Origin of the sequence: Mycobacterium sp. RTGN5, assembly GCF_033804465.1 — a bacterium.
Classification (GTDB): Bacteria; Actinomycetota; Actinomycetes; order Mycobacteriales; family Mycobacteriaceae; genus Mycobacterium.
Window position 1 is genome coordinate 208,648 of sequence record NZ_JAPZLA010000003.1, and the last position, 20,179, is coordinate 228,826.

Annotated in this window: 13 protein-coding genes; 10 read left to right on the forward strand and 3 right to left on the reverse strand. The window is 65.7% G+C overall.

All coding sequences use genetic code 11. From position 1 onward, the window contains the following. Nucleotides 1–138 precede the first annotated feature (138 nt). The 5 genes from rpoB (at nt 139) to SLQ31_RS17905 (ending at nt 10,015) form a co-directional block, all read left to right on the forward strand. Nucleotides 139–3,636, forward strand: a complete 3,498-nt coding sequence (gene rpoB / locus SLQ31_RS17885) for a DNA-directed RNA polymerase subunit beta (protein ID WP_413642393.1) — start codon at nt 139–141, stop codon at nt 3,634–3,636. Nucleotides 3,637–3,670: 34 nt separating this feature from the next. Then, a complete protein-coding gene (locus SLQ31_RS17890) occupies nt 3,671–7,624 on the forward strand; it encodes a DNA-directed RNA polymerase subunit beta' (RefSeq protein WP_319435064.1) in 3,954 nt (1,317 codons plus the stop codon). A 112-nt stretch (nt 7,625–7,736) separates the two neighbouring features. Beyond that, nucleotides 7,737–8,384 carry a dihydrofolate reductase family protein gene (locus tag SLQ31_RS17895; RefSeq protein WP_319435814.1) on the forward strand — a complete coding sequence of 216 codons (648 nt, stop codon included), beginning with the start codon at nt 7,737–7,739 and terminating at the stop codon, nt 8,382–8,384. Nucleotides 8,385–8,426: 42 nt separating this feature from the next. Then, entirely contained in the window at nt 8,427–9,179 is a 753-nt protein-coding gene (locus SLQ31_RS17900; protein ID WP_319435066.1) for a deoxyribonuclease IV, read from the forward strand. Nucleotides 9,180–9,181: 2 nt separating this feature from the next. Then, nucleotides 9,182–10,015: an alpha/beta hydrolase family esterase gene (locus tag SLQ31_RS17905; protein ID WP_319435067.1), complete on the forward strand. Its 834-nt coding sequence runs from the start codon at nt 9,182–9,184 to the stop codon at nt 10,013–10,015. Here the strand turns inward: SLQ31_RS17905 and SLQ31_RS17910 are convergent. After that, nucleotides 10,012–10,347, reverse strand: a complete 336-nt coding sequence (locus SLQ31_RS17910) for a cupin domain-containing protein (RefSeq protein ID WP_319435069.1) — start codon at nt 10,345–10,347, stop codon at nt 10,012–10,014. The genes SLQ31_RS17905 and SLQ31_RS17910 overlap by 4 nt on opposite strands. 62 nt (nt 10,348–10,409) lie before the next feature. Between SLQ31_RS17910 and SLQ31_RS17915 the strand changes: the two genes are divergently transcribed. The 4 genes from SLQ31_RS17915 (at nt 10,410) to SLQ31_RS17930 (ending at nt 14,596) form a co-directional block, all read left to right on the forward strand. Then, complete coding sequence (locus SLQ31_RS17915) at nt 10,410–12,038, forward strand: acyl-CoA dehydrogenase family protein (protein WP_319435071.1); 1,629 nt, start codon at nt 10,410–10,412, stop codon at nt 12,036–12,038. An 82-nt stretch (nt 12,039–12,120) separates the two neighbouring features. Continuing rightward, nucleotides 12,121–13,032 (forward strand): crotonase/enoyl-CoA hydratase family protein, encoded by a 912-nt coding sequence (locus tag SLQ31_RS17920; RefSeq protein WP_319435073.1) that lies wholly within the window; start codon nt 12,121–12,123, stop codon nt 13,030–13,032. Nucleotides 13,033–13,034: 2 nt separating this feature from the next. Next, a complete protein-coding gene (locus SLQ31_RS17925) occupies nt 13,035–13,769 on the forward strand; it encodes a PaaX family transcriptional regulator C-terminal domain-containing protein (protein ID WP_319435075.1) in 735 nt (244 codons plus the stop codon). Continuing rightward, on the forward strand, nt 13,766–14,596 hold the full coding sequence (locus tag SLQ31_RS17930; RefSeq protein WP_319435077.1) for a crotonase/enoyl-CoA hydratase family protein: 831 nt from the start codon (nt 13,766–13,768) through the stop codon (nt 14,594–14,596). Before SLQ31_RS17925 ends, SLQ31_RS17930 begins: the two co-directional genes overlap by 4 nt. 25 nt (nt 14,597–14,621) lie before the next feature. Here SLQ31_RS17930 and SLQ31_RS17935 read toward each other — a convergent pair whose 3' ends face one another. Then, nucleotides 14,622–14,774 carry a hypothetical protein gene (locus tag SLQ31_RS17935; RefSeq protein ID WP_319435079.1) on the reverse strand — a complete coding sequence of 51 codons (153 nt, stop codon included), beginning with the start codon at nt 14,772–14,774 and terminating at the stop codon, nt 14,622–14,624. A 202-nt stretch (nt 14,775–14,976) separates the two neighbouring features. Then, nucleotides 14,977–17,742 carry a helix-turn-helix transcriptional regulator gene (locus SLQ31_RS17940; protein ID WP_319435080.1) on the reverse strand — a complete coding sequence of 922 codons (2,766 nt, stop codon included), beginning with the start codon at nt 17,740–17,742 and terminating at the stop codon, nt 14,977–14,979. A 409-nt stretch (nt 17,743–18,151) separates the two neighbouring features. Here SLQ31_RS17940 and SLQ31_RS17945 point away from each other — a divergent pair, with 409 nt between their 5' ends. After that, nucleotides 18,152–20,158: a cellulase family glycosylhydrolase gene (locus tag SLQ31_RS17945; protein ID WP_319435082.1), complete on the forward strand. Its 2,007-nt coding sequence runs from the start codon at nt 18,152–18,154 to the stop codon at nt 20,156–20,158. Nucleotides 20,159–20,179: the final 21 nt, after the last annotated feature.

The window sequence follows — 20,179 nt, forward strand, 5'->3', positions numbered from 1 at the left end:
CTCAGCTCAGAGACCTATTTGCGTGTCGCGTGCGTCGGGGACAGGCCCGGGCCTCGAGTAGGCCAGCCGAACCGATGCAGATATCGCGACCTTCCGGGTGAATCCGGGCAGTCGCATTAGGTGCTGGAAGGATGCATCTTGGCAGTCTCTAGCCAGAGCAAAACGACTACTACTTCTAACTCCGTTCCCGGAGCACCAAAACGAATTTCCTTCGCGAAGCTGCGCGAGCCACTTGAGGTACCCGGCCTGCTCGACGTCCAAACGGACTCGTTCGAGTGGCTGATCGGCTCGCCGCGCTGGCGCGGGATCGCTGAGGCGCGTGGTGACGTCAACCCGGTGGGTGGCCTCGAAGAGGTCCTCACCGAGCTGTCGCCGATCGAGGATTTCTCGGGTTCGATGTCGCTGAGCTTCTCTGACCCGCGTTTCGATGAGGTCAAGGCTCCGGTCGACGAGTGCAAAGACAAGGACATGACGTACGCGGCCCCGCTGTTCGTCACGGCCGAGTTCATCAACAACAACACCGGCGAGATCAAGAGCCAGACGGTGTTCATGGGTGACTTCCCGATGATGACCGAGAAGGGCACCTTCATCATCAACGGCACCGAGCGTGTCGTGGTGAGCCAGTTGGTCCGCTCGCCGGGTGTCTACTTCGACGACACCATCGACAAGTCCACCGAGAAGACGCTGCACAGCGTCAAGGTGATCCCCGGCCGCGGTGCGTGGCTGGAGTTCGACGTCGACAAGCGCGACACCGTCGGTGTGCGCATCGACCGCAAGCGCCGTCAGCCGGTCACCGTGCTGCTGAAGGCGCTCGGCTGGACCCAGGAGCAGATCCGGGAGCGCTTCGGCTTCTCCGAGATCATGATGTCGACGCTGGAGAAGGACAACACCGCCGGTAGCGACGAGGCATTGCTGGACATCTACCGCAAGCTGCGACCGGGCGAGCCGCCGACCAAGGAGTCCGCGCAGACCCTGCTGGAGAACCTGTTCTTCAAGGACAAGCGCTACGACCTGGCCCGCGTGGGCCGCTACAAGGTCAACAAGAAGCTGGGTCTGAACGTGGGCCAGCCGATCACGTCGTCGACGCTGAACGAAGAAGACATCGTCGCGACCATCGAGTACCTGGTGCGCCTGCACGAGGGCCAGACCACGATGACCGCCCCCGGCGGCGTCGAGGTCCCGGTTGAGGTCGACGACATCGACCACTTCGGCAACCGTCGCCTGCGTACCGTCGGCGAGCTGATCCAGAACCAGATCCGGGTCGGCCTGTCCCGCATGGAGCGCGTCGTCCGCGAGCGGATGACCACTCAGGACGTCGAGGCGATCACGCCGCAGACCCTGATCAACATCCGTCCCGTCGTGGCGGCGATCAAGGAGTTCTTCGGCACCAGCCAGCTGTCGCAGTTCATGGACCAGAACAACCCACTGTCGGGTCTGACCCACAAGCGCCGCCTGTCGGCGCTGGGCCCCGGTGGTCTGTCCCGTGAGCGCGCCGGCCTTGAGGTCCGCGACGTGCACTCCAGCCACTACGGCCGGATGTGTCCGATCGAGACCCCGGAAGGCCCGAACATCGGCCTGATCGGTTCGCTGTCGGTGTACGCGCGGGTCAACCCGTTCGGCTTCATCGAGACGCCGTACCGCAAGGTCACTGAGGGCATCGTCACCGACGAGATCCACTACCTGACCGCCGACGAGGAGGACCGCCACGTCGTGGCGCAGGCTAACTCGCCGATCGACGCCGAGAACCGGTTCACCGAGCCGAAGATCCTGGTTCGTCGTAAGGGTGGCGAGGTCGAGAACGTCACGCCTGCCGATGTGGACTACATGGACGTCTCACCGCGCCAGATGGTGTCGGTCGCGACGGCGATGATCCCGTTCCTCGAGCACGACGACGCCAACCGTGCCCTGATGGGTGCCAACATGCAGCGCCAGGCGGTTCCGCTGGTTCGCAGCGAGGCACCGCTGGTGGGTACCGGCATGGAGCTGCGTGCGGCGATCGACGCCGGCGATGTGGTGGTGACCGACAAGTCCGGTGTGGTCGAAGAGGTCTCCGCCGACTACATCACCGTGATGGCCGACGACGGCACCCGGCACACCTACCGGATGCGTAAGTTCGCCCGCTCCAACCACGGCACGTGCGCCAACCAGCGCCCGATCGTGGACGCCGGACAGCGGGTCGAGTCGGGCCAGGTGCTGGCCGATGGGCCGTGCACCGAGAACGGTGAGATGGCGCTGGGCAAGAACCTGCTCGTCGCGATCATGCCGTGGGAAGGCCACAACTACGAGGACGCGATCATCCTCTCCAGCCGCCTGGTTGAGGAGGACGTGCTCACGTCGATTCACATCGAAGAGCACGAGATCGATGCCCGCGACACCAAGCTGGGCGCCGAGGAGATCACCCGGGACATCCCGAACGTCTCCGATGAGGTGCTGGCCGATCTCGACGAGCGCGGCATCATCCGCATCGGCGCCGAGGTTCGTGACGGCGACATCCTGGTCGGCAAGGTCACCCCGAAGGGTGAGACCGAGCTGACGCCGGAGGAGCGGCTGCTGCGCGCGATCTTCGGTGAGAAGGCGCGCGAGGTTCGCGACACGTCGCTCAAGGTGCCGCACGGTGAGTCCGGCAAGGTCATCGGCATCCGGGTGTTCAGCCGTGAGGATGACGACGAGCTGCCCGCCGGTGTCAACGAGCTGGTCCGCGTCTACGTGGCCCAGAAGCGCAAGATCTCCGACGGTGACAAGCTCGCTGGCCGCCACGGCAACAAGGGCGTCATCGGCAAGATCCTGCCCATCGAAGACATGCCGTTCCTCCCGGACGGCACGCCGGTCGACATCATCCTGAACACGCACGGTGTGCCGCGACGGATGAACATCGGCCAGATCTTGGAGACCCACCTCGGGTGGGTGGCCAAGGCGGGCTGGAACGTTCAAGGCGTCGACGGCACGAGTGAGATTCCAGCGTGGGCAGCCAATCTGCCCGCGGATCTGCTGGAGTCGGAGCCGGGCAGCATCGTCTCCACGCCGGTGTTCGACGGTGCCCGTGAAGAGGAGCTGCAAGGTCTGCTGAGCTCGACGCTGCCCAACCGTGACGGTGAAGTACTGGTCAACGGTGACGGCAAGGCCGTGCTCTACGACGGCCGCAGCGGCGAACCGTTCCCGTACCCGGTGACGGTCGGCTACATGTACATCCTCAAGCTGCACCACCTTGTGGACGACAAGATTCACGCCCGCTCGACCGGTCCGTACTCGATGATCACCCAGCAGCCGCTGGGCGGTAAGGCGCAGTTCGGTGGTCAGCGGTTCGGTGAGATGGAGTGCTGGGCCATGCAGGCCTACGGCGCGGCGTACACGCTGCAGGAGCTCTTGACCATCAAGTCCGACGACACCGTCGGCCGGGTCAAGGTCTACGAGGCGATCGTCAAGGGCGAGAACATCCCCGAGCCGGGCATTCCGGAGTCGTTCAAGGTGCTGCTCAAAGAGCTGCAGTCGCTCTGCTTGAACGTTGAGGTGCTGTCCTCGGACGGCGCGGCAATCGAGATGCGTGACGGTGACGATGAGGACCTGGAGCGCGCTGCTGCGAACCTGGGAATCAACTTGTCGCGCAACGAATCTGCGTCCGTTGAGGACTTGGCCTAATAGTTACTAATCCCGCAAGGGGAAAGGGAGTTACGTGCTAGACGTCAACTTCTTCGATGAACTCCGAATCGGTCTCGCGACCGCGGACGACATCCGTACCTGGTCCTTCGGTGAGGTCAAGAAGCCGGAGACCATCAACTACCGCACGCTGAAGCCAGAGAAGGACGGCCTGTTCTGCGAGAAGATCTTCGGACCGACTCGCGACTGGGAGTGCTACTGCGGCAAGTACAAGCGCGTGCGCTTCAAGGGCATCATCTGTGAGCGCTGCGGCGTCGAGGTCACTCGCGCCAAGGTGCGCCGTGAGCGCATGGGCCATATCGAGCTGGCCGCACCCGTCACGCACATCTGGTACTTCAAGGGCGTTCCGTCGCGCTTGGGCTATCTGCTGGATCTGGCGCCAAAGGATCTCGAGAAGATCATCTACTTCGCCGCCTACGTGATCACCGCGGTCGACGGCGAGATGCGCCATAACGAGCTCTCCACTCTCGAAGCCGAGATGGAGGTCGAGAAGAAGGCCGTCGCCGATCAGCGGGACTCCGACCTGGAGGCCCGCGCACAGAAGCTCGAGGCCGACCTGGCCGAGCTGGAGGCCGAGGGTGCCAAGTCCGACGTGCGCCGCAAGGTGCGCGACGGTGGCGAGCGCGAGATGCGTCAGCTGCGCGACCGGACCCAGCGCGAGCTGGACCGGCTCGACGAGATCTGGACGACCTTCACCAAGCTGGCCGTCAAGCAGCTGATCGTCGACGAGAACCTCTACCGGGAACTGGTCGACCGCTACGGCGAGTACTTCCAGGGGTCGATGGGCGCGGAGTCGATCCAGAAGCTCATCGAGACCTTCGACATCGACGCCGAGGCTGAATCGCTTCGCGACACCATCAAGAACGGCAAGGGCCAGAAGAAGCTGCGTGCGCTCAAGCGACTGAAGGTCGTCGCGGCGTTCCAGACGAATCGCAACTCGCCGATGGGCATGGTGCTCGACGCCGTTCCGGTGATCCCGCCGGAGCTGCGCCCGATGGTCCAGCTGGACGGTGGCCGCTTCGCGACCTCCGATCTCAACGACCTGTACCGCCGCGTGATCAACCGCAACAACCGCCTCAAGCGACTGATCGACCTCGGTGCTCCCGAGATCATCGTCAACAACGAGAAGCGGATGCTGCAGGAGTCGGTGGACGCGCTGTTCGACAACGGCCGTCGCGGCCGTCCGGTCACCGGACCGGGCAACCGTCCGCTCAAGTCGCTGTCCGATCTGCTCAAGGGCAAGCAGGGCCGGTTCCGTCAGAACCTGCTCGGCAAGCGTGTCGACTACTCGGGCCGTTCGGTCATCGTGGTCGGCCCGCAGCTCAAGCTGCACCAGTGCGGTCTGCCCAAGCTGATGGCACTCGAGCTGTTCAAGCCGTTCGTGATGAAGCGTCTCGTCGACCTGAACCACGCGCAGAACATCAAGAGCGCCAAGCGGATGGTGGAGCGTCAGCGTCCCCAGGTGTGGGATGTCCTCGAAGAGGTCATCGCCGAGCACCCGGTGCTGCTGAACCGTGCACCTACGCTGCACCGCTTGGGTATCCAGGCCTTCGAGCCGCAGCTGGTGGAGGGCAAGGCCATCCAGCTGCACCCGCTGGTCTGTGAGGCGTTCAACGCCGACTTCGATGGTGACCAGATGGCAGTTCACCTGCCGCTGTCCGCCGAGGCGCAGGCCGAGGCCCGCATCCTGATGCTGTCGAGCAACAACATCCTGTCGCCTGCGTCGGGTAAGCCGCTGGCCATGCCGCGTCTGGACATGGTGACCGGTCTGTTCTTCCTGACCACGCTGGTTCCCGGCGACACGGGTGAGCGCACCGCGGCGGCCAAGGATGTCCCGGAGACCGGCGTGTACAGCTCGCCGGCCGAGGCCATCATGGCGCTGGATCGCGGTTCGCTGTCGGTTCGGGCTCTGATCAAGGTGCGTCTGACGCAGCTGCGTCCGCCGCATGAGGTCGAGAACGAGCTGTTCGGCGAGAATGGCTGGCGCCCGGGCAATCCCTGGACCGCCGAGACCACGCTGGGCCGGGTGCTCTTCAACGAGCTTCTGCCGCAGGGGTATCCGTTCGTCAACGAGCAGATGCACAAGAAGGTCCAGGCCCGGATCATCAACGATCTGGCCGAGCGCTACCCGATGATCGTCGTCGCGCAGACCGTCGACAAGCTCAAGGACGCCGGCTTCCATTGGGCCACCCGTTCGGGTGTCACCGTCTCGATGGCTGACGTCATCGTGCCGCCGGAGAAGGCGGAGATCCTCGAGCGCTACGAAACCGAAGCCGACGCGATCGAAAAGAAGTACCAGCGCGGTGCTTTGAACAAGCAGGAGCGCAACGACGCTCTCGTCGAGCTCTGGAAGGAAGCCACCGAAGAGGTCGGTCAGGCGCTGCGGGCGCACTACCCGCACGACAACCCGATCATCACGATCGTGGACTCCGGCGCGACGGGTAACTTCACCCAGACCCGGACGCTGGCCGGCATGAAGGGTCTGGTGACCAACCCGAAGGGTGAGTTCATCCCGCGCCCGATCAAGTCCTCGTTCCGTGAGGGCCTGACGGTGCTGGAGTACTTCATCAACACCCACGGCGCCCGAAAGGGTCTGGCGGACACCGCACTTCGTACCGCTGACTCGGGTTACCTGACCCGTCGTCTGGTCGACGTCAGCCAGGACGTCATCGTGCGCGAGCACGACTGCGGCACTGAGCGCGGCATCATCGTCGAGCTCGCCGAGCTGCAGGGCGACGCGCTGATCCGCGATCCGCACGTCGAAACCTCGGCGTACGCCCGCACGCTGGCCGCTGACGCGGTCGACGAGAAGGGCAACGTGGTCGTCGTCGCAGGACACGACCTCGGCGATCCGGCGATCGACGCTCTGCTCGAGGCCGGCATCACCGCGGTCAAGGTTCGCTCGGTGCTCACCTGCACCAGCGGATCGGGCGTGTGCGCGATGTGCTACGGCCGCTCGATGGCCACCGGCAAGCTGGTGGACATCGGCGAGGCGGTCGGCATCGTGGCCGCGCAATCCATCGGTGAGCCCGGCACGCAGCTGACCATGCGCACCTTCCACCAGGGTGGTGTTACTGGTGGCGCCGACATCGTCGGTGGTCTGCCCCGTGTGCAGGAGCTGTTCGAGGCACGTGTTCCGCGGAACCGTGCACCGATCGCCGATGTGGCCGGGCGGGTGCAGCTGGAGGAGACCGACAAGTTCTACAAGATCACCATCGTTCCCGACGACGGGAGCGAGGAGGTCGTGTACGACAAGCTCTCCAAGCGTCAGCGGTTGAAGGTCTTCAAGCACGAAGACGGCAGCGAGAAGTTGCTTGTCAACGGTGACCACGTCGAGGTAGGCCAGCAGCTCATGGAGGGCTCGGCCGACCCGCACGAGGTGCTCCGTGTCGAGGGCCCGCGCAAGGTGCAGATCCACCTCGTCAAAGAGGTTCAGGAGGTGTACCGGGCGCAGGGTGTGTCGATCCACGACAAGCACATCGAGGTCATCGTTCGGCAGATGCTGCGTCGCGTCACGATCATCGATTCGGGTGCGACGGAGTTCCTGCCCGGCTCGCTGACCGAACGTGGCGAGTTCGAGTCGGAGAACCGTCGGGTGGTGGCTGAGGGCAACGAGCCCGCGGCCGGCCGTCCGGTGCTGATGGGTATCACCAAGGCATCGCTGGCCACGGATTCGTGGCTGTCGGCGGCGTCGTTCCAGGAGACCACTCGCGTGCTGACCGATGCGGCGATCAACTGCCGCAGCGACAGGCTCAATGGTCTGAAGGAGAACGTGATCATCGGCAAGCTGATCCCGGCCGGTACCGGCATCAGCCGCTACCGCAACATCCAGGTGCAGCCGACCGAAGAGGCTCGGGCCGCGGCGTACACGATCCCGTCCTACGAGGATCAGTACTACAGCCCGGACTTCGGCCAGGCCACCGGTGCTGCGGTGCCGCTGGACGATTACGGCTACAGCGACTACCGCTAGTTCGACATGAGAAAGCCCCCGGGATTCGTCTCGGGGGCTTTTTCGTGCGCGATGAGTTCAGCCGGCGGTTGAGGTCTAACCGTTGACTGCCGAAGAATCTCAGGAGGAATACGTGGCCCAACTGCTCAGAGTCCACAACTTCATGCTGTCGCGCGACGGGTTTGGCGCGGGGCGCAACCAATGTTTCGAGCGCCCGTTCGGCGATGCCGACCAACCTGCCCTGTTCGCGTGGGTCGGCGCGACGGCGAGCTGGGTGGGCCGCCGTGAGCCCGGTGGAACACGCGGCCTCGACGACTACTTCACCCGCGACTTCGGCAACAATATCGGCGCGGAGATCATGGGCCGCAACAAGTTCAGCCCGTACCGGGGCCCGTGGCAGGACCACCCCGACTGGCAGGGGTGGTGGGGCGACGAGACGCCGTTCCATACGCCGGTGTTCGTCATGACGCACCACGAGCGCCCGTCGTTGACGCTGACGGACACCACGTTCCACTTCGTCAACGGTGACCCGGCGGACGTCCTGGCTCAGGCGAAGGCGGCCGCCGGTGGCAAGGACGTCCGGCTGGGCGGCGGTGCCAGCACCGTCCGGCAATTCCTCGACGCGGGTCTGGTCGACACGTTGCACGTGGCGGTCGCTGACGTGGAGATCGGTGCCGGATCCCGCCTGTGGGAATCGCCCGACGAGCTCGACGACCGGTTCCACCACGAGGTGGTGCCGAGCCCGAGTGGGGTCACCCATCACCTGTTCTGGCGGCGGTGACGGCCGTGCGCGGTATCGGTGGCCGCGCATAGACTCGAGCCCGTGCTCATCGGTTCTCATGTCCACACCGACGATCCGCTGGCAGCCGCGGCGGCCGACGGCGCCGAGGTGGCGCAGTTATTCCTCGGCAATCCGCAGAGCTGGAAGAAGCCCAAGCCCCGCGAGGATGCCGAGACACTCAAGGCGTCGTCCATCCCGCTGTACGTGCACGCTCCGTATCTGATCAACGTGGCTTCGGCCAACAATCGCGTGCGCATCCCGTCGCGCAAGATCCTGCAGGACACCTGCGACGCCGCCGCCGAGATCGGCGCGACTGCCGTCATCGTGCACGGCGGTCACGCCGACGACAACGACATGGAGGCGGGCTTCGAGCGCTGGGTCAAAGCCCTGGCGGCGCTGGAGAGCGACATGCCGGTGTATTTGGAGAACACCGCCGGCGGCGACCACGCGATGGCGCGTCACTTCGATACCATCGCCAGGCTGTGGGAGCGCATCTCCGACACCGGCATCGGGTTCTGCCTCGACACGTGCCACGCCTGGGCGGCCGGTGAGGAACTGATCGACGCCGTCGAGCGCATCAAGGGCATCACCGGGCGCATCGATCTGGTGCACTGCAACGATTCCCGCGACGCCAAGGGTTCCGGTGCCGACCGGCACGCCAATTTCGGTTCGGGACAGATCGATCCGCAGCTTCTCGTGGCGGTCGTGCAGGCGGCCGATGCGCCGGTGATCTGTGAGACGGCCGACGCGGGCCGCAAGGATGACATCGCCTTCCTGCGCGAGCACCTGAGCTAGCCATGTGGGCCCGCCAATTCGCGCTGCTGTGGGTCCTCGTGTTGGTGTCCGCCTGCGCGCCGTCGGGTGCGACGGTGGCCCCCTTCACCCCGGGCACCAGCGTGCACACGATCACGGTCGGGGGAGTCGACCGCGATTATCGGCTGTACATCCCCGCGGGCCTGTCGCCTGCGGCGTCATTGGTCGTGATGCTGCACGGCTGGACGGGCAGTGCGGAGCAGGCTGAACGGCAGTACGGCTGGAATGAGCTCGCCGATTCCGCGAAGTTCGTGGTCGCCTATCCCGATGGACTGGGCGAGTCGTGGAATTCCGGTGGCTGCTGCGGCCAGGCGAGCGACGACGGCGTCGACGACGTCGGTTTCATCACCGCCGCCGTCCGCGACATCGCCGACAACGTCGGCATCGACCCGGCCCGCATCTATGCCGCCGGAATCAGCAACGGCGGCATGATGGCCTACAAATTAGCCTGCAACACCGCTGTTTTCGCGGCCATCGGGCCCGATGCCGCCACTCAGCTCGAAGCCTGTCCGGCGCCGCGTCCGATGTCGGTATTGCACATCCACGGCACCGATGACCGGTTGATCCGCTACGACGGCGAGCCCGGGACTGTCGTCCCCATCAAGACGCCGACACCTCCTGATGTCAACGCATTCTGGCGCACGGTCGATCAATGCCGGCCGCCGGCGACGACCGTCGACGGGGAGTTGACGACCTCGTTGGCCGAGTGTCCCAGCGGGCGCAGTGTCGAGCTGATCACCGTGGCCGGTGGCGGGCACGACTGGCCGTCGTTCGCCACCCAGCGAATGTGGGACTTCTTCGCCGCCCACCCGGGCTAAGTGAGATAGACCTTCCGCAGCGTCTCGGTCACCGTCCACACCGTCCTGGCGCCCTTCGTCAGACGCGCTACGTCGCCAGGTCCCAGCGTCAATGCCGGACTGTCGTCGTCGAACTCGACGGTGGCCGCCCCGGAGAGCACCACGAACAGCTCCTCGGCCTCGACGTCACGCATGACCCCTGGCGTCATCTCCCACACTCCGACCTGTAGCCCGCCGAACCCGTCGAGTTCGGCGACCCCGGTGTGCGGTTCGCCGTCGATGGACTGGTCGGCGGGTACTGGCTCGTGCTCTAGCCACAGCGCTGCGGCGTGCACAACAGAGTTCGGGTTCACCCCATCCAGCGTGCCATATTACGCATCTTGTGCGGTTGTCGGAAAAATGTAACAGTGGTGTCATGTCGGATACGCATGTCGTCACCAACCAGGTTCCACCGCTGGTGGACCACAACCCGGCGAATTCACCGGTACTGATCGAGGCCCTCATCCGGGAGGGCGGCCAATGGGGCCTCGATGAGGTCACCGAGCTCGGCGCGCTCTCGGGCAGCCCCCAGGTCCAGCGTTGGGGAGAGCTGGCCGATCGCAACCTGCCGATCCTGCACACCCACGACCGGTACGGCTATCGCGTCGACGAGATCGAGTACGACCCGGCGTACCACGAGCTGATGCGGGCTGCCATCGCCAACGGCATGCACGCCGCGCCGTGGGCTGATGATCGCCCGGGCGCCCACGTGGTTCGCGCGGCCAAGATGGGCGTGTGGACCTGCGAACCCGGCCACGTCTGTCCGATCTCGATGACCTACGCCGTCGTGCCCGCGCTGCGCCACAACCCCGACCTCGCGAAAATCTACGAGCCGCTGCTGACCAGCCGCCACTACGACCCCGAACTCACGGTGCCCGCCACCAAGATCGGCATCACCGCGGGCATGTCGATGACCGAGAAGCAGGGCGGCTCCGACGTCCGGGCCGGCACCACCCAAGCAATGCCCAACGGCGACGGAAGCTACCGCATCACCGGCCACAAGTGGTTCACCTCCGCGGCGATGAGCGACATCTTCCTGGTGCTGGCGCAAGCGCCCGGCGGGCTGAGCTGTTTCATGCTGCCGCGTGTTCTTCCCGACGGCTCCCGCAACCGAATGTTCTTGCAGCGCTTGAAGGACAAGCTGGGCAACCACGCCAACGCCTCGAGCGAGGTCGAATATGACAACGCCACCGCATGGCTGGTCGGTGAGGAGGGTCGCGGGGTGCCGACCATCATCGAGATGGTCAACCTGACCCGGCTGGACTGCACGCTGGGCAGCGCCACCAGCATGCGCAGCGGGCTGACCCGCGCCGTACACCACGCCCAGCATCGAAAGGCATTCGGCGCCTACCTCATTGACCAGCCGCTGATGCGCAACGTGCTTGCCGACCTCGCCGTCGAAGCCGAGGCGGCCACGATCATCGCGATGCGGATGGCCGGAGCCACCGACGCCGCCGTGCGCGGTGACGAACGGGAAACCCTGCTGCGGCGCATCGGCCTGGCCGCGGCAAAGTACTGGGTGTGTAAGCGGGCCACCCCGCACGCCGGCGAGGCCATGGAGTGTCTGGGCGGCAATGGCTATGCCGAGGAGTCCGGTATGCCGCGGCTCTACCGCGAGGCGCCGTTGATGGGCATCTGGGAGGGATCGGGCAACGTCAGCGCACTGGATACGTTGCGCGCCATGGCAACCCGGCCCGAATCCGTCGATGTCCTGTTCGACGAGCTCGCCACCAGCGCCGGCCAGGACGTGCGGCTCGACACCCATATCGCCGAGTTGCGGGCGGAGCTGGGGAACTTCGACGCCATCGAATACCGGGCGCGCAAGGTCACCGAGGACATCGCATTGGCGCTGCAGGGTTCCCTGCTGGTCCGGCACGGCCATCCCGCGGTCGCCGAGGCATTCCTGGCCACCCGGATGGGCGGTAACTGGGGCGGCGCGTTCGGCACGCTGCCGGCCGGGCTCGACCTCGCGCCGATCATCGAACGCTGCCTGGTGAAGGGATGACTTCCCGTCGCGAGCAGACACAAACTCGCATGAAAACCCCCGTTCTAACGCGATTTTGCGTCTGCTCGCGCAGGGTAGCGGGATGACCGAACTCAAGACGATGACCTACGAGGTCACCGATCGAGTCGCGCGCATCACCTTCAACCGCCCGGAAAAGGGCAACGCGATCGTCGCCGAGACTCCGTTGGAGTTGGCGGCACTCGTCGAACGGGCCGACCTCGACCCGGGCGTGCACGTGATCCTGGTGTCCGGACGCGGTGAGGGCTTCTGCGCCGGATTCGATCTCGGCGCCTATGCCGACGGCTCCTCCTCGGCCGGCGGCGGTGGCAGCAACAAGGGCACCGTGCTCGACGGCAAGACCCAGGCGGTCAACCACAAGCCAGACCAGCCGTGGGACCCGATGATCGACTACCAGATGATGAGCCGGTTCGTGCGCGGCTTTTCCAGCCTGATGCACGCCGACAAGCCCACCGTGGTCAAGATCCACGGCTATTGCGTGGCGGGCGGCACCGATATCGCGCTGCACGCCGACCAGGTCATCATCGCCTCGGACGCGATCATCGGTTACCCGCCGATGCGGGTGTGGGGAGTGCCCGCGGCGGGGCTGTGGGCGCACCGACTCGGCGATCAGCGCGCCAAACGCCTTCTGTTCACCGGTGATTGCCTCACCGGGGCCCAAGCCGCGGAATGGGGGCTGGCCGTCGAGGCGCCCGATCCCGCCGACCTCGACGAGCGCACCGAGCGACTGGTCGCCCGGATCGCCGCCATGCCCGTCAATCAGCTCATCATGGCCAAGCTTGCGATGAACACCGCGCTGTACCAGCAAGGCGTGGCGACCAGTCGAATGGTCAGCACCGTGTTCGACGGCATCGCCCGCCACACTCCGGAGGGGCACGCGTTCGTGGCTGACGCTCGCGCGCAAGGGTTTCGGGAGGCGGTACGCCACCGCGACGAGCCGTTCGGCGACCACGGGCGCAGCGCGTCGGGGGTGTGAGCATGCCGCAATCGCTGGCGAAGATGACCGCCCGGTCGGTGGTGCTCAGCGTATTGCTCGGTGCTCATCCGGCGTGGGCTACCTCGGCGGAGTTACTGCAGCTGACATCGGATTTCGGAATCCGCGAGCAAACCCTGCGGGTGGCGCTGACCCGGATGGTCGCGGCCGGTGACCTGGTGCGCTCCGACGACGGCTACCGGCTGTCGGACCGGTTGCTCAACCGGCAGCGCCGTCAGGACGACGCACTCTACCCGCGCACTCGTGACTGGGACGGCAGGTGGATCACGTTGGTCATCACCGCCGTCGGTATGGACGCAAGGGCGCGCGCTGCGCTGCGAAATACGTTGCAGATAAAGCGGTTCGGTGAGATCAGGGAAGGTGTCTGGCTGCGGCCGGGCAATCTCGACGACGAGCTGCCCGCGGAGGTTGTCGAACGCGTGCGGGTGCTGTACGCCATCGACGACGATCCGGTGGATCTGACCCGGCGGTTGTGGGATCTACCTGGCTGGGCGGGCACGGGCCGTCGGCTGCTGGATGACATGGCTGCGGCCGGTGACGTTCCGGAACGTTTCCGCGCGGCCGCCGGCATGGTGCGGCACCTGCTCACCGACCCGGTCTTGCCGGCGGATCTGCTGCCGGCGCACTGGCCGGGCGCTGAACTTCGAAAGGCCTACGCAGACTTCGCCGCCGAACTGAGCGCGCGGCGGGATGAGGGACGACTGGTGGAGGCGCAATGACGGATTCGGCGGGCAGGAGCGAAGCGACCGGGGGCAAGGGTCCGGTAAGGGTGGAACGCAATGGGCCGGTGACGACGGTGATCTTGGACCGCCCCCAGGCCCGCAATGCCGTCGACGGCCCGACGGCGATGGCACTGTTCAACGCCTTCGAGGAATTCGACGCCGATGAGTCGGCGTCGGTGGCGGTGCTCTGGGGTGATCACGGAACCTTCTGCGCCGGAGCCGATCTCAAGGCGATCGGGACACCCGACACAAACCCCCTGCACCGTCCACGGACGGGGTCCGATGTCGCCGGCCCAGCGGCTCCGGGCCCCATGGGACCGAGCCGCATGGTCTTGTCCAAGCCCGTCATCGCCGCTGTGAGCGGCTACGCCGTGGCCGGCGGTATCGAACTGGCGCTGTGGTGTGACCTTCGAGTCGCTGAAGAAGACGCCGTGTTCGGGGTGTTCTGCCGGCGGTGGGGGGTGCCTTTGATCGACGGCGGCACGGTACGACTACCGCGGCTCATCGGGCACAGCCGGGCGATGGACCTGATCCTGACCGGCCGGGCCGTTGACGCACAGGAGGCGCTTGCGATTGGGCTGGCCAATCGGGTCGTACCGAAGGGGCAGGCCCGCCAGGCCGCCGAGGAGCTGGCGGCGGAGCTGGCGCAGCTACCACAGGGCTGCCTGCGTTCGGATCGGATGTCCGCGCTCAATCAGTGGGGCCAATCCGAGGCTGAGGCCATCGACTTCGAGTTCGGCAGCCTGTCGCGGGTGGCCGCCGAATCACTCGCCGGCGCACAGCGATTCGCCCAGGGGGCCGGCCGCCACGGCGGGAAGGCCTGAGCCCGACCACTACTTCAATGGCGCGTTACTCGGTGGGCGAGGGGAGCTGTGACGCCAGCCAGGGCTCGACATCGGTGCTGATGCGGTCGGCGGGCCAGCCTGCGCGGTGGCAGAGCTGGACCACCGCATCGCTGCTGGCCGCCGAGAACACGGCGAACACGGTTTGGTCCGCGGGCATGGATAACGCCATCAGCAAAGCGGCAGGTGTTGTGTGGTCGCCCGTGGCGGCAGCGTGACGTAGGTGGGCAGCAACTGTTTCGGTTACGAGCGTGACGGGACCCGTTTGGTACCACTCCACCAGGAAGAATGGGCCGCTGGCCGCCGAGCCGATCACATCGTGACTGTAGCCACGGGCGGCGAAAATTGAATGAGGGTTTTCCCTAGACCTCTTTTGTCTGGAGCGCCGCGGAGAGGCCCGCTCGGGACCGAATGCCCAATTTTCGGTAGGCCCGAGACAGGTTCATCTCGACGGTTTTGTCGGAGATGAACAGCTCGGCCGCGATCTCCTTATTCGACATTCCGGTGGCCGCGCGTTCGGCGATGCGCAATTCGGTCGGGGATAGGGCGTGCCCGTCGCCGCGGGAACCATCGAGACGGGCGAGCTCGGCCTGCGCCCGGGCCGCCCATAGGGGTGCGCCGAGGCGCTCAAAGGTCTGCAGCGCGTCCCGCGTCGCCGTCGCGGCATCTTGTCTCCGGCGACGGCGACGGCGCTGCAGCTGGCCCAGGAGCAGTTGAGTGCGCGCGGTTTCGAACGGCATTGGCAACCGCTGGTGAAGGACCATCGCGATCTCGACGGCACGTTGCGCGCCGTCGAGATCGCCACGTGCGGCCAGGATATGACCTCGGCCGCGGGCGCCCATGGCCAACATCCAGGGTCTGTCGAGGCGAGTTCCGTTGATTTCCAGCGCCTTTACGAGCGGTTCTGCGTCGTCGGGTCGGCCCAGCATGGTGAGCGCTTCGATCGCGTCAGGCAGATGGCGGCCGAATTCGATTTCGGTGGCGGCAGGGTCAAAGTTGTCGAGGTCCGGCTGCAGCACTGCGAGCGCCGCCGAATAATTGCCGAGCGACACTTCGAGGAAGGCCAGGCTGCTCCTCGGTTCCTTCGCCATCAGGTCTGCACCGATCTCGTGGGCGGTGTCGATGGCGACCTGCGCCGCCGCTCGCGCTTCGGCTTCGCGGCCGGTGTAAGCGGCCGCGGCGGCTTGGGGTGTCCACGCGGTGATGAGAGCAAATCGGCCACCCATCTGCTCGGCACGCAGTACCGCATCCAGGGCAGCAGCTGTGGCGTCGTCGTAGCGTCCGGACCATATTGCGATCGCCGCCGAGTGCACTGCGGCCCAGATGATGTCGACCTCGGTGCCGCCGTCGAGCATCTGTCGCCGAACACCGCGCATCAATGTCTCAGCGCGGTCAAGATCACCGGTATAGGCGGCGATCGACGCCTCAACAGCGCTGGCTCGAAACCAGGTGGTCGCCCCGCCCTGTGGGTCCTCAAGCTCCAGCGCGGTCTGTAACGCGTCGTGATCAACTCCGTGCCCGGCCGCAAACTTGCCTGCCACCCAGATCGACAGCGCCTGACTACGCAGACCCGGTACGCCAAGACGATCGGCGAGTTCGACCGACTGCGCGCCCCGTTTCAACGCTTCGTCGAGACGATCGGTCATCACCAGCGCCAACGACAGGCGTAGCGAACACAACAATCCGAGTGCTAATTCGTCGCCGGCTTCGTCGACGGCCTCGCGCATCGCATCGACGGCACCCGCCATATCGTCGTCATAGCCTTTCACTGCACCGAGCCACATCAAAGCCATGCAACGCAACACTCCCGGCGGCGCCCCACCGAGTGCGGTCTGAAGATGCATCCGCGCTGCGACCATCGATCCAGCCCTGAAATGCAGTTCGCCGGCGCGGACTCGACGCCACATATTGTCGTCGCCGAGCTTTATTGCCAGTTCGACCAATTCGGCGGCGACCGCAGGGGCGCCTTGAGTCAGGGTGGCCAGAGCTGCCGCATCCAATGCTTCCAGGGTGGCTGGATCAGCAGTCGTGGCAGCCAGTGCAAGATGTCGAGCTCTGACCTCTGGTCGCTCGGCGCGGGCGGCCAGTTTTTGGTGCACCGCCCTGCGGCGCGAGGGTGTTGCGTTGGTATAGACGCCAGTGGCGAACAGTGGATGAGTGAATCGCACCCGATTACCCTCGAGACACACGATGCCGAGGTTTTCCATCGACTCGAGCACCTCGACCGTGCGAGCCGTCGGCAGCTCGGTGACCTGGCTGACCGATTCGACCGTCGGCGCCGCACTACATGCGGCGGTCAGCAACACGTCGGCCGCATCGTCGTCAGCGTCGCCGACGCGGCGACGCACGAGTGCGGCAAGGCTGTCGGGCAGCTGCAGATCGCGCACGCCGATGTCGCCGGCCGCGCTTGCGGCGAGTTCGATCGCGAAAAGTGGGTTGCCACCCGAGATCTCGTGTATCCGTGTGATTGTCGGCCGCGGCAGCGTGTGACCTAGCCGCGCCCCGATCAGCGCATGGAGGCCGCCCAGACTCAGTGGCTGCATGACCACACGGGTGACAGAGTCGGGTCGAGGGAAGTGCAGCCACGACTGCGTATGGGCTACCTCCGGGTCGCCGGTGCGGAAGGCCAGAATCATGCCGACGCGACCGGTGAGTCTGCGTGCGGTGAAGCCGATCACGGCGCGGCTGGAGGCGTCCAGCCATTGCGCGTCGTCGATGGCCAACAACACGGGGGAGTGTGTGCTGATCCGTTGGATGACCGCCAGGAAAGCCGTGGCCACGATGCGTTCGTCCGAGGCCGGTCCGCTACCGGTCACATCACCGACACGGGCGCGTTCCAGCGCAATGCGTTGGACATCCGGCAACGTCGCCAAGGTTGCGGTGTCGACATCTGTCAACAGATCTGCGACCGCCGCGTAGGCATACGTCACTTCCGAGGGCGAGCCGTGCGCACTCAGCACCCGAAAGCCTTGGTTCTCGGCCAGAGCGCGAGCTTGCAGAACGAGCGTCGTCTTGCCGATGCCGGCGTCGCCTTCCACCACCAATCCCGCCGGACCGGACTCGGCGCGCGCGAGAATGTCAGCCACCGCCTTGGCTTCCGTCGCTCGCTCAACCGTCCCCGGGGGCATGCACAGCATCTTCTCAGGCAGCAAATCCAGGCCGCAGCCGGATCCGGGAATGTGAGGCCCCGAACACTGTCGCAATTTGCGCTTGAAAATGCCCGGGAGGCCCTATAACGGGTGCATGGGGGATGACAGGTACATCGGGGTATCCGCGTTTGTCGGTGGGGTAGGCGGCCTGGCGCTCGCTCTCGGTATGGGAGTAGCGGTCGCGTCGAGTACCGGCACCGCCTCGGCTGACACGGGAACGTCCGGCGCATCGCAATCGTCAACGGGCTCTCCGGGCACACACAGAGCCGGCACCGGCAAGGGCCCGCGGTCCGCGCGACACCCCTCCACCACGGCGAGCTCGAGAGGTCGTCCGACCGGCGTCGGGCACAGCCACACGCCGACCGCGCCTGCCAATGACAACCCGTTGGTGTCGACGATCCTGGCCGCCGCGCGCCCACGGCTGTCGATCTATGCGCCAGTCCATAACGTGGGTCAACTGTGGATCACGAGCCAGGTCGGGCAGGCCACGGACAGCTTCATCAACACGGTCGCCGGCTCCTATGTGATTGGTAACGGCGCGCCCGGCACAGCGGCCCACCCCGACGGCGGAGCCGGTGGATGGCTACTCGGCGATGGCGGTGACGGATTCGACAGCGTGACTGCCGGAACGGCCGGCGGACTCGGCGGAAATGGCGGGTTGATCGGTGACGGGGGTGCCGGCGGTAACGGAGGAGCGGGCGCCATTGGGGGTCGTGGGGGCCGCGCCGGCTATGTGATCGGCATTGGTGGTGACGGCGGCGACGGCGGTGACGGAGTCGCGGGTGGACGCGGCGGCAACGGAGGCAACGGCGCGATCCTCTTCGGTACCGGCGGCGACGGCGGTGACGGCGGCGACAGTGGATTAGGCGGCGCGACTTCAGGATTGACAGCCCTGGGCGGCGCCGGGGGGACCGCGGGCGTGTTCGGCGGCCACGGCGACGCCGGCGCGTTCGGAACGATCGTGGGTGCGACGCAAGGCTCTGCGAAGTCGGGATCCATCTCGACCACCGGGACCTGGCTGACCACCGATGACGGGCGGGTCGTCATCCTGCACGGCGTCAACCTCGTGTACAAGATCCCGCCGTATGACCCGGCCGTTGCGGGATTTGGCGAGGACGATGCGAAATTCTTGGCTGACAACGGATTCAACGTCGTCCGGCTTGGAATCGAGTGGGCGGCAGTCGAGCCCGAGCCCGGCGTCATCGACACCGACTACCTGGCCGGAATCCGCCACACCGCGCAAATCCTGGCCGACAACGGCATCTACAGCTTCATCGACATGCATCAAGACCTGTACAGCGCACGGTTCAAGGGTGAAGGCGCTCCGGAGTGGGCTACGCAGACTGGCGGTCTGCCCAACCCGAATCTCACAAAACCGTTGTTCGGCCTGAACTACTACCTCAACCCGGCGGAGAACCACGCCTGGGACGCGTTCTGGTCCAATGCGGATGGACCTGACGGGATGGGACTTCAAGACCACTACGCGCTCACCTGGCAAGCCGTGGCGGACTGCTTCAAGGACGACTCGAATGTCATCGGCTACAACATCATGAACGAGCCGTGGCCCGGTTCAGAGTGGCTGGCTGCCACCATAAACGCGTCCTTCTTCGGCACCCAGCAGCTCACGCCGATGTACAACCAGGCAATCGACGCGATCCGGTCCGTCGACTCGAATACACCCGTATTCATTTCGCCGGTCGCGCCCACTGTGGAGGTCTTCGCAGGCGTCTTATTCGGGCAGCCCATCTTTCTGGGGGAGATCGATGATACGAATACCGTGCTGGAATACCACGGCTACGGTGGGGGATCGCTCGGTCTGGCAGTGCTGTCGCCACTGATCGCTCCCGGCTTCTCCCGCCGCGCCGCCTCGTACAGTGCGAGAAACGACGTCCCCGCTTTCATGGGTGAATTCGGTTCCACCAGTGACACTTCCGAACTCCATACTGAGGTGCAGGCGGCCAATCAGCGTCAGATCGGCTGGACCAATTGGGCGTATACCGGTGCGGGGGAAATCACCAGCACCGGCGGACCGAGGGAACAGTCGCTGGTGTACGACCCCGCGCTGCCGCCCGTCGGCGAGAATGTGAATATTGGTAATCTGCAGGCTCTTTCACAGCCCTACCCGACGGTGATTGCGGGTACGCCGCATGGTTGGACCGTCGACGATGACGGCAGCTTCCGCTTCAGCTACACCACAGCGAAGGTCGACGGCTCAGGGATGTTCGCGGGCGGGTCGCAAACCATCATCTCGACGCCGGCCGTCCAATACCCACACGGATACCAGGTGACCGTCGTCGGCGGACACGTCGTCTCAACGCCGAACGCGTCACACCTCGTCATCGGATCCGACTCAGGGGCTACGACTGTGACCGTGATCGTGACTGCGGCGCCCTAGCCTAAATCCCGGGTCGCTTCG

Bases quoted from the DNA above. Each gene is read 5' to 3' on its own strand.
- SLQ31_RS17905 (WP_319435067.1), top strand. From the start codon at position 9,182: ATGTGGGCCCGCCAATTCGCGCTGCTGTGGGTCCTCGTGTTGGTGTCC.
- SLQ31_RS17915 (WP_319435071.1), top strand. From the start codon at position 10,410: ATGTCGGATACGCATGTCGTCACCAACCAGGTTCCACCGCTGGTGGAC.
- SLQ31_RS17920 (WP_319435073.1), top strand. From the start codon at position 12,121: ATGACCGAACTCAAGACGATGACCTACGAGGTCACCGATCGAGTCGCG.
- SLQ31_RS17925 (WP_319435075.1), top strand. From the start codon at position 13,035: ATGCCGCAATCGCTGGCGAAGATGACCGCCCGGTCGGTGGTGCTCAGC.
- SLQ31_RS17930 (WP_319435077.1), top strand. From the start codon at position 13,766: ATGACGGATTCGGCGGGCAGGAGCGAAGCGACCGGGGGCAAGGGTCCG.
- SLQ31_RS17935 (WP_319435079.1), bottom strand. From the start codon at position 14,774: ATGCCCGCGGACCAAACCGTGTTCGCCGTGTTCTCGGCGGCCAGCAGC.
- SLQ31_RS17940 (WP_319435080.1), bottom strand. From the start codon at position 17,742: ATGCCCCCGGGGACGGTTGAGCGAGCGACGGAAGCCAAGGCGGTGGCT.